The 9,121-nt window shown below is 43.9% G+C and carries 3 protein-coding genes, 21 tRNA genes and 2 rRNA genes; 1 reads left to right on the forward strand and 25 read right to left on the reverse strand.

Features of this window, described 5'->3' with window-relative positions; all coding sequences use genetic code 11:
* Positions 1-3: 3 nt before the first annotated feature.
* Both MHH96_RS23585 and glgB read right to left on the reverse strand, forming a co-directional pair.
* On the reverse strand, positions 4-1,149 hold the full coding sequence (locus MHH96_RS23585; protein WP_047944551.1) for a glucose-1-phosphate adenylyltransferase: 1,146 nt from the start codon (positions 1,147-1,149) through the stop codon (positions 4-6).
* Positions 1,097-3,037 carry a 1,4-alpha-glucan branching protein GlgB gene (gene glgB / locus MHH96_RS23590; protein ID WP_047944552.1) on the reverse strand — a complete coding sequence of 647 codons (1,941 nt, stop codon included), beginning with the start codon at positions 3,035-3,037 and terminating at the stop codon, positions 1,097-1,099. Before glgB ends, MHH96_RS23585 begins: the two co-directional genes overlap by 53 nt.
* Before the next feature lie 304 nt (positions 3,038-3,341).
* Here glgB and MHH96_RS23595 point away from each other — a divergent pair, with 304 nt between their 5' ends.
* On the forward strand, positions 3,342-3,482 hold the full coding sequence (locus tag MHH96_RS23595; protein WP_162837594.1) for a hypothetical protein: 141 nt from the start codon (positions 3,342-3,344) through the stop codon (positions 3,480-3,482).
* A gap of 171 nt (positions 3,483-3,653) precedes the next feature.
* On the opposite strand, the gene MHH96_RS23600 is transcribed toward MHH96_RS23595, so the two are convergent.
* From MHH96_RS23600 to MHH96_RS23710, 23 genes are all read right to left on the reverse strand, one after another.
* Positions 3,654-3,725: transfer RNA gene (locus MHH96_RS23600), tRNA-Glu, on the reverse strand.
* A gap of 2 nt (positions 3,726-3,727) precedes the next feature.
* Positions 3,728-3,818, reverse strand: a tRNA-Ser gene (locus MHH96_RS23605).
* An 8-nt stretch (positions 3,819-3,826) separates the two neighbouring features.
* Positions 3,827-3,901: transfer RNA gene (locus MHH96_RS23610), tRNA-Asn, on the reverse strand.
* A 9-nt stretch (positions 3,902-3,910) separates the two neighbouring features.
* Positions 3,911-3,987: transfer RNA gene (locus MHH96_RS23615), tRNA-Ile, on the reverse strand.
* A gap of 5 nt (positions 3,988-3,992) precedes the next feature.
* A tRNA-Gly gene (locus MHH96_RS23620) sits at positions 3,993-4,066 on the reverse strand.
* A 14-nt stretch (positions 4,067-4,080) separates the two neighbouring features.
* Positions 4,081-4,156: transfer RNA gene (locus tag MHH96_RS23625), tRNA-His, on the reverse strand.
* Between the two features lie 36 nt (positions 4,157-4,192).
* A tRNA-Phe gene (locus tag MHH96_RS23630) sits at positions 4,193-4,268 on the reverse strand.
* 8 nt (positions 4,269-4,276) lie between these two features.
* Positions 4,277-4,353, reverse strand: a tRNA-Asp gene (locus MHH96_RS23635).
* Between the two features lie 3 nt (positions 4,354-4,356).
* A tRNA-Met gene (locus MHH96_RS23640) sits at positions 4,357-4,430 on the reverse strand.
* A 23-nt stretch (positions 4,431-4,453) separates the two neighbouring features.
* A tRNA-Ser gene (locus tag MHH96_RS23645) sits at positions 4,454-4,546 on the reverse strand.
* A gap of 9 nt (positions 4,547-4,555) precedes the next feature.
* Positions 4,556-4,632, reverse strand: a tRNA-Ile gene (locus tag MHH96_RS23650).
* A gap of 13 nt (positions 4,633-4,645) precedes the next feature.
* Positions 4,646-4,722 (reverse strand) — tRNA-Met (locus MHH96_RS23655).
* A gap of 22 nt (positions 4,723-4,744) precedes the next feature.
* Positions 4,745-4,820, reverse strand: a tRNA-Ala gene (locus MHH96_RS23660).
* 15 nt (positions 4,821-4,835) lie between these two features.
* Positions 4,836-4,912, reverse strand: a tRNA-Pro gene (locus MHH96_RS23665).
* Positions 4,913-4,920: 8 nt separating this feature from the next.
* Positions 4,921-4,997, reverse strand: a tRNA-Arg gene (locus tag MHH96_RS23670).
* A gap of 16 nt (positions 4,998-5,013) precedes the next feature.
* Positions 5,014-5,102: transfer RNA gene (locus MHH96_RS23675), tRNA-Leu, on the reverse strand.
* Positions 5,103-5,111: 9 nt separating this feature from the next.
* A tRNA-Gly gene (locus tag MHH96_RS23680) sits at positions 5,112-5,186 on the reverse strand.
* 22 nt (positions 5,187-5,208) lie between these two features.
* A tRNA-Leu gene (locus MHH96_RS23685) sits at positions 5,209-5,293 on the reverse strand.
* A gap of 24 nt (positions 5,294-5,317) precedes the next feature.
* Positions 5,318-5,393: transfer RNA gene (locus MHH96_RS23690), tRNA-Lys, on the reverse strand.
* Positions 5,394-5,399: 6 nt separating this feature from the next.
* Positions 5,400-5,475 (reverse strand) — tRNA-Thr (locus MHH96_RS23695).
* Positions 5,476-5,500: 25 nt separating this feature from the next.
* A tRNA-Val gene (locus MHH96_RS23700) sits at positions 5,501-5,576 on the reverse strand.
* Positions 5,577-5,585: 9 nt separating this feature from the next.
* Positions 5,586-5,702: ribosomal RNA gene (rrf, locus tag MHH96_RS23705) — 5S ribosomal RNA — on the reverse strand.
* A gap of 268 nt (positions 5,703-5,970) precedes the next feature.
* Positions 5,971-8,906, reverse strand: a 23S ribosomal RNA gene (locus MHH96_RS23710).
* Positions 8,907-9,121: the final 215 nt, after the last annotated feature.

Here is a 9,121-nt window from a genome sequence, read left to right on the forward strand (position 1 = left end):
TTGTTAGGAAATCACTTCATTAACCATTTCTTCTGTTACAAGGACTACTTCATTGGAGTCTTTTTTTGGTTTAATGACCATTCCATCTGGTATGGTTATTTCAGAAGGGACAATAGCCTTTTCAATATAAACATTATTACCAATCTTCGCATCAGGCATGATGACAGAACTTCTAATAATTGTCCCTTCTCCTACAGTAACACCTTGAAAAACAATGGTTTTCTCTAAATTCCCACTAATAATACACCCTTCATTCACCATCGACTCTTTCACATGCGCCTCACTAGAAATATATTGTGGTGGATGATTGGGATTTACCGTATAAATTCTCCAATTATAATCAGAAATATTTAATTCACAATTATCATCCAATAAATCCATGTTTGCTTCCCATAGGCTTTGAACAGTTCCGACATCTTTCCAATACCCTTTAAATGGATAGGCAACCACTTTTTTCTGTTTTTCGATGAGTAAAGGAATAATATCCTTGCCAAAATCATGGGAGGAATTTTTATTTAAATTATCTTCTACTAGTAATTCTTTCAGAACATGCCATTTAAAAATATAGATTCCCATCGAAGCTAGATTATTTTTTGGATGTTTAGGCTTCTCTTCGAATTCTACAATGTTCATCTCTTTATTTGTATTCATAATACCAAACCTGCTCGCTTCCTCCCATGGTACTTGAATCACGGAGATAGAAGCATCTGCTTGCTTATCTATGTGATATTCAAGCATTTCTTCATAATTCATTTTGTAAATATGGTCTCCTGATAAAATGAGAACATATTCGGGATCATATTGAGACAAGTAGTTCTGATTTTGATAAATAGCACTTGCTGTTCCTGTATACCATTTCACTTCTGATGACTCACTATAAGGAGGTAATACGGTTACTCCTCCATTAACACGGTCTAAATCCCATGCACTCCCTATTCCAATGTATGAGTTTAAAACGAGCGGCTGGTATTGCGTTAAGACGCCAACAGTTTCAATTCCCGAATTGGAACAATTACTTAAAGTGAAATCGATAATTCGATATTTTCCTCCAAAAGGGATTGCTGGCTTTGCTAGACTTTTTGTTAAGGAATAAAGTCTACTCCCCTTTCCTCCTGCTAATAGCATTGCGACGCACCGTTTCTTTCCCATTTCCTTTTCTCCCCTTCCGGTGTTGAACTGGACGTAAAATGATTATACTGAAAGCTGGTATCGTTAGTTGAACAGAATAAGGTTTTCCATGAAATTCTACTTTTTCTGCTTTTATTACCTTTTTATTTATATAATTAGCTCCACCAAATCTATCAGTGTCACTATTTAATATTTCTCGGAAAGAGTTATTTAAAGGAACGCCGATTCTGTAATTTTCATATGTATGATAAGTGAAATTACAAATGACGACTAAATAATCTTCTTCCTTTTCTGCCCTACGTATAAAAGAGAAGATAGACTGCTCTCTATTATTTACATCAATCCAATCAAAGCCATCATTGACATGATCCAACTGATATAAAGGTTTGGACCTTTTATAGATTTTTAGTAATTCCTTCATATACTCATTTGCTTTTTGATGCATCTCATAATCTAGCAGCATCCAATCTAACTGTTCTTTATCCTTCCATTCAGCAAAATGGGCGAATTCATTTCCCATAAATAATAATTTTTTTCCTGGATGTGTAATCATATATCCTAAGAGGAGCCGGAATTGAGCAAATTTTTGCCAATAATCTCCTGGCATCTTATCTACTAACGATTTCTTTCCATGAACAACTTCATCATGTGAAAATGGTAAAACAAAATTTTCGGAAAAGGCATAATGTAGGGAAAAGGAGACTTTATCATGTACTTGCTTTCGATTAACTGAATCAGTTTCCATATAGGTTAAAATATCATTCATCCAGCCCATATTCCATTTGTAGTGAAATCCAATGCCACCATAATGAACTGGTGCAGTTACTTGAGGCCAATCAGTAGAATCCTCTGCAAACATTAGAACTGTTGGATCGTATTGACAAACTGTTTGATTCAGTTTTTGGAGGAAATCGATTCCAAATTGGTTCACGCTATTTTCATTTGAATTTGGCCAATAAATAATATTAGAAACAGCATCAACTCTAAATCCATCTACATGGAAATATTCCATCCAAAAAATTGCATTTGAAATTAAAAAGCTTTGGACTTCATTTTTTCCTAAATCAAAATTGGCCGTTCCCCAAACATAATTTTCTCTATCCGCCGGATTCTTATAATCATATTGACTAGTTCCATCAAATTGATAAAGTCCATGCTCATCTTTACAAAAATGTCCAGGTACCCAATCTAATATCACGCCGAGCCCATGTTGATGACATTGATCGATGAAATACATCAAATCCTTTGGCTCTCCAAATCTGCTTGTTGCAGAATAGTATCCTGTACCTTGATATCCCCAGGAGATATCGAGTGGATGTTCTACTAAGGGCAGCACTTCCAAGTGGGTAAATCCTTGTTCCACAACATATGGAATTAATTCATCAGCAAGTTCCCTATAGGTATACAGTTCTCCATCCTCATGGATTTTCCATGATCCTAAATGGACTTCATATATAGCAAGAGGTTCATTTAAATAGTTCTTTTTTGTCTTTTTTTGTTTCCATTTTGTATCATTCCACTTGTAACCTTCCAAGGAATAAACAATGGAAGCTGTATTAGGTCTTACCTCGGAGAGAAAAGCATAAGGATCAGCTTTAAGAAAAACTCTTCCATCAGGTGCAGTTATTTTATATTTATACATAGCACCCGTTAAATCCCTCTCTACATTTAGAAGCCACACACCTTCATTATTAATTTTTTCAAGGGAATAACCTTCACCATTCCAATTATTAAAATCCCCAACCACTTGAATACTTAGAGCATTGGGAGCCCAAACACAAAAACTGGTATAATTCTCTCCATTTTTATGATGAATATGGGATCCAAATAATCTATAGCTCTCAAATAAGTTTCCTTCATGAAATAAATGTAGTTGAAATTCTGTTGGATATACTGTCTCCACTGTCATCCTACTTTCTATTACAAATAATATTAAGTGAGTAAATTTTACACTTTGTACTTTTCAATTCCCTTTTTTTTTGCTTCCAAAACAATTTATGGCATACATTGCTAAAAAATTGGTGATTAATTAAATTTGATTAATTTTAATATTCTATCAATAGAAGGTAAATCCTTTTTTGTTTTTAAAATTTTATGATACTATAAATCTTTTTATGTTTAATTGACTCATTTAGATTGTGAACTTTTAACATAGTTTTTTTTATGAAGAGGAATACTAAAGTGAATTTCTAACATAAGGAAGGAAAATGATAATGAGTAAAAGGGAAGAAGAATATTTAAAAGAACAAATAGGGGAAGAAATGAATCCTTTTTTTGAAACAACAGACAAAAAAGTTCTAGCAATTGATCTGTTTAGAGGTCCTGATACTGGATTTCTTTCTGATTTTGATTAAAAAAACCCGGGGAATAGATTATTTACAAGTGAGGATAAATGGAAGAAAATCTGAGACAGGGAAAATTTTAATCGATACAAACTCATAGGTTCTCCTAGAGACTATAGAGAATTTATCGGAAAGAATCTTATAAGAAATAAAAAAACTGATAGCAAATGCTATCAGTTTTTATGACCCGTACGGGATTCGAACCCGTGTTACCGCCGTGAAAGGGCGGTGTCTTAACCACTTGACCAACGGGCCAATGGCGGAGAAGGAGGGATTTGAACCCTCGCGCCGCTTACGCGACCTACACCCTTAGCAGGGGCGCCTCTTCAGCCTCTTGAGTACTTCCCCAAAAAAAATGGCTCCGCAGGTAGGACTCGAACCTACGACCGTTCGGTTAACAGCCGAATGCTCTACCACTGAGCTACTGCGGAATATTTTTATGGTGGGCCTAAATGGACTCGAACCATCGACCTCACGCTTATCAGGCGTGCGCTCTAACCAGCTGAGCTATAGGCCCATATATGGAGCGGGTGATGGGAATCGAACCCACGACATCAGCTTGGAAGGCTGAGGTTTTACCATTAAACTACACCCGCATATTTTATTTGTATGGGGCGACTAGTGGGAATCGAACCCACGTGTGTCGGAGCCACAATCCGATGCGTTAACCACTTCGCCATAGCCGCCATTATACTTATTATTCATTTTAGATTGTACTAAAATGGTGGCTCAGGACGGAATCGAACCGCCGACACAAGGATTTTCAGTCCTTTGCTCTACCGACTGAGCTACTGAGCCATTTTATATGGCGGTCCGGACGGGACTCGAACCCGCGACCTCCTGCGTGACAGGCAGGCATTCTAACCAACTGAACTACCGGACCAGATTGCGGGGACAGGATTTGAACCTGCGACCTTCGGGTTATGAGCCCGACGAGCTACCAGACTGCTCCACCCCGCGACAATATTATAATTTAATATTTATGGAGGAGGAAGGGGGATTCGAACCCCCGCGCGGTTTGACCCGCCTGTCGGTTTTCAAGACCGATCCCTTCAGCCGGACTTGGGTATTCCTCCTCAATAATATGGTGGACCTTGTAGGACTCGAACCTACGACCGGACGGTTATGAGCCGTCTGCTCTAACCAACTGAGCTAAAGGTCCAAGATAATATGTATGGTAGCGGCAGAGGGGATCGAACCCCCGACCTCACGGGTATGAACCGTACGCTCTAGCCAGCTGAGCTACGCCGCCATCATATTAAGAATTATAAAATTGGTGGAGCCTAGCGGGATCGAACCGCTGACCTCCTGCGTGCAAGGCAGGCGCTCTCCCAGCTGAGCTAAGGCCCCATATAATGAGAATAATGGTCGGGAAGACAGGATTCGAACCTGCGACCCCTTGGTCCCAAACCAAGTGCTCTACCAAGCTGAGCTACTTCCCGAAATATAATGGCGCGCCCGAAAGGAGTCGAACCCATAACCTTCTGATCCGTAGTCAGACGCTCTATCCAATTGAGCTACGGGCGCATTAATATAAAAACAATGGTGCCGAGGACCGGAATCGAACCGGTACGGTAGTCACCTACCGCAGGATTTTAAGTCCTGTGCGTCTGCCAGTTCCGCCACCCCGGCATTGTTTTATGGAGCGGAAGACGGGATTCGAACCCGCGACCCCCACCTTGGCAAGGTGGTGTTCTACCACTGAACTACTTCCGCATCTATTTAATTGATAATAAATTGGTGCGGGTGAAGGGAGTCGAACCCCCACGCCTTGCGGCGCTAGATCCTAAGTCTAGTGCGTCTGCCAATTCCGCCACACCCGCTTAATACTATTTTGAATTTTCTAATGGTGAGCCATGGAGGATTCGAACCTCCGACCCTCTGATTAAAAGTCAGATGCTCTACCGACTGAGCTAATGGCTCATTAGATGGTGCCGGCTAGAGGACTTGAACCCCCAACCTACTGATTACAAGTCAGTTGCTCTACCAATTGAGCTAAACCGGCGTAAATATAGTTGTCCAATAATAAATGGTGGAGGATGACGGGATCGAACCGCCGACCCTCTGCTTGTAAGGCAGATGCTCTCCCAGCTGAGCTAATCCTCCATATATAAAGCCTGGCGACGTCCTACTCTCACAGGGGGAGAACCCCCAACTACCATCGGCGCTGAGAAGCTTAACTTCCGTGTTCGGTATGGGAACGGGTGTGACCTTCTCGCTATCGCCACCAGACTTTTCTCAAGACATATTTTATTATACATGTTTTTGAGATTTTTTCAAGTATAATTTTAGAAAATTATTCCCTGAAAACTAGATTATGGTAAGAAGAAAGAAACAAGTAATCATTTTGTCCAGCTCCAACGCCTATCGCCTATCAAACTTCTGATCATCTCCCTACGATAAGTCCACATCGATTCACTAACGTTCATCGTGTTTCCTTTATCTCAGTCGATGCTCCTCCAGTTTGTACGCCGATAAACAGGCGTTTCCGCTTTTCATTTTAGTTAAGTCCTCGATCTATTAGTATCAGTCAGCTCCACATGTCGCCACGCTTCCACCTCTGACCTATCAACCTGATCATCTTTCAGGGATCTTACTAGCTTGCGCTATGGGAAATCTCATCTTGAGGGGGGCTTCATGCTTAGATGCTTTCAGCACTTATCCCTTCCGCACATAGCTACCCAGCGATGCCTTTGGCAAGACAACTGGTACACCAGCGGTGCGTCCATCCCGGTCCTCTCGTACTAAGGACAGCTCCTCTCAAATTTCCTACGCCCACGACGGATAGGGACCGAACTGTCTCACGACGTTCTGAACCCAGCTCGCGTACCGCTTTAATGGGCGAACAGCCCAACCCTTGGGACCGACTACAGCCCCAGGATGCGATGAGCCGACATCGAGGTGCCAAACCTCCCCGTCGATGTGGACTCTTGGGGGAGATAAGCCTGTTATCCCCGGGGTAGCTTTTATCCGTTGAGCGATGGCCCTTCCATGCGGAACCACCGGATCACTAAGCCCGACTTTCGTCCCTGCTCGACTTGTAGGTCTCGCAGTCAAGCTCCCTTGTGCCTTTACACTCTACGAATGATTTCCAACCATTCTGAGGGAACCTTTGGGCGCCTCCGTTACTTTTTAGGAGGCGACCGCCCCAGTCAAACTGCCCACCTGACACTGTCTCCCACCCCGATCAGGGGTGCGGGTTAGAATGTCAATACAGCCAGGGTAGTATCCCACCAATGCCTCCACCGAAGCTGGCGCTCCGGCTTCCAAGGCTCCTACCTATCCTGTACAAGCTGTACCAAAATTCAATATCAGGCTGCAGTAAAGCTCCACGGGGTCTTTCCGTCCTGTCGCGGGTAACCTGCATCTTCACAGGTACTATAATTTCACCGAGTCTCTCGTTGAGACAGTGCCCAGATCGTTACACCTTTCGTGCGGGTCGGAACTTACCCGACAAGGAATTTCGCTACCTTAGGACCGTTATAGTTACGGCCGCCGTTTACTGGGGCTTCAATTCAGAGCTTCGCACTAACGTGCTAACCCCTCCTCTTAACCTTCCAGCACCGGGCAGGTGTCAGCCCCTATACTTCGCCTTGCGGCTTCGCAGAGACCTGTGTTTTTGCTAAACAGTCGCCTGGGCCTATTCACTGCGGCTCTCGCAGGCTTGCACCCGCAAGAGCACCCCTTCTCCCGAAGTTACGGGGTCATTTTGCCGAGTTCCTTAACGAGAGTTCTCTCGCTCACCTTAGGATTCTCTCCTCGCCTACCTGTGTCGGTTTGCGGTACGGGCACCCTAAATCTCGCTAGAGGCTTTTCTTGGCAGTGTGGAATCAGGAACTTCGGTACTATATTTCCCTCGCCGTCACAGCTCCGCTTATGTGGTAATGGGATTTGCCTCATTACCAGCCTAACTGCTTGGACGTGCTAATCCAACAGCACGCTTACCCTATCCTCCTGCGTCCCCCCATTGCTCAAACGATTTAAAGGTGGTACAGGAATATCAACCTGTTGTCCATCGCCTACGCTTTTCAGCCTCGGCTTAGGTCCCGACTAACCCTGAGCGGACGAGCCTTCCTCAGGAAACCTTAGGCATTCGGTGGATGAGATTCTCACTCATCTTTCGCTACTCATACCGGCATTCTCACTTCTAAGCGCTCCACCAGTCCTTACGGTCTAGCTTCAACGCCCTTAGAACGCTCTCCTACCACTGACATCATAGATGTCAATCCACAGCTTCGGTGATACGTTTAGCCCCGGTACATTTTCGGCGCAGAGTCACTCGACCAGTGAGCTATTACGCACTCTTTAAATGGTGGCTGCTTCTAAGCCAACATCCTGGTTGTCTAAGCAACTCCACATCCTTTTCCACTTAACGTATACTTTGGGACCTTAGCTGGTGGTCTGGGCTGTTTCCCTCTTGACCACGGATCTTATCACTCGTAGTCTGACTCCCAAGAATAAGTATTTGGCATTCGGAGTTTGTCTGAATTCGGTAACCCGATGGGGGCCCCTAGTCCAAACAGTGCTCTACCTCCAATACTCTAAATCTTGAGGCTAGCCCTAAAGCTATTTCGGAGAGAACCAGCTATCTCCAAGTTCGATTGGAATTTCTCCGCTACCCACACCTCATCCCCGCACTTTTCAACGTGCGTGGGTTCGGGCCTCCATCCAGTGTTACCTGGACTTCACCCTGGACATGGGTAGATCACCTGGTTTCGGGTCTACAACCACATACTATTTCGCCCTATTCAGACTCGCTTTCGCTGCGGCTCCGTCTCTTCAACTTAACCTCGCATGTAATCGTAACTCGCCGGTTCATTCTACAAAAGGCACGCTATCACCCATAAATGGGCTCTAACTACTTGTAGGCACACGGTTTCAGGATCTATTTCACTCCCCTTCCGGGGTGCTTTTCACCTTTCCCTCACGGTACTGGTTCACTATCGGTCACTAGGGAGTATTTAGCCTTGGGAGATGGTCCTCCCTGCTTCCGACGGGATTTCTCGTGTCCCGCCGTACTCAGGATACACTCAAGAGGGAACGAAGTTTCGACTACAGGGTTTTTACCTTCTACGACTGACCTTTCCAGATCGATTCGTCTACCCCGTTCCTTTGTAACTCCATATAGAGTGTCCTACAACCCCAAGAGGCAAGCCTCTTGGTTTGGGCTAATCCCGTTTCGCTCGCCGCTACTCAGGGAATCGCGTTTGCTTTCTCTTCCTCCGGGTACTTAGATGTTTCAGTTCCCCGGGTCTGCCTTCAGTACCCTATGTATTCAGGTAAAGATTCTATCCCATTACGGATAGAGGGTTTCCCCATTCGGAAATCTCTGGATCAAAGCTTACTTACAGCTCCCCAAAGCATATCGGTGTTAATCCCGTCCTTCATCGGCTCCTAGTGCCAAGGCATCCACCGTGCGCCCTTTCTAACTTAACTTAGTTTCGACCAAAGATAAGCGGCGTATCTCTTCGTCAGCTTCTTCACTCTGCTCCTCACGTACTTTCGTACGCTCCGGTGCTCGTTCGGTCGCTTCCTTGACCTACTTGCTTCTCTTTGCTCTCCAATCTTTGAAGGAGTATTCGTTTAATACGACTACTTTCAAAGAAGTAATTCTCTAAAATAGAGAATCTAAGATGGCGATTACTCGGTTT

It is taken from the genome of Niallia sp. FSL K6-0212, assembly GCF_038007605.1.
GTDB lineage: Bacteria > Bacillota > Bacilli > Bacillales > Cytobacillaceae > Niallia > Niallia circulans.

Coding starts and splice junctions, on each gene's coding strand:
- MHH96_RS23585 (WP_047944551.1), bottom strand. CDS start 1,149: ATGGGAAAGAAACGGTGCGTCGCAATGCTATTAGCAGGAGGAAAGGGG.
- glgB (WP_047944552.1), bottom strand. CDS start 3,037: ATGACAGTGGAGACAGTATATCCAACAGAATTTCAACTACATTTATTT.
- MHH96_RS23595 (WP_162837594.1), top strand. CDS start 3,342: ATGAGTAAAAGGGAAGAAGAATATTTAAAAGAACAAATAGGGGAAGAA.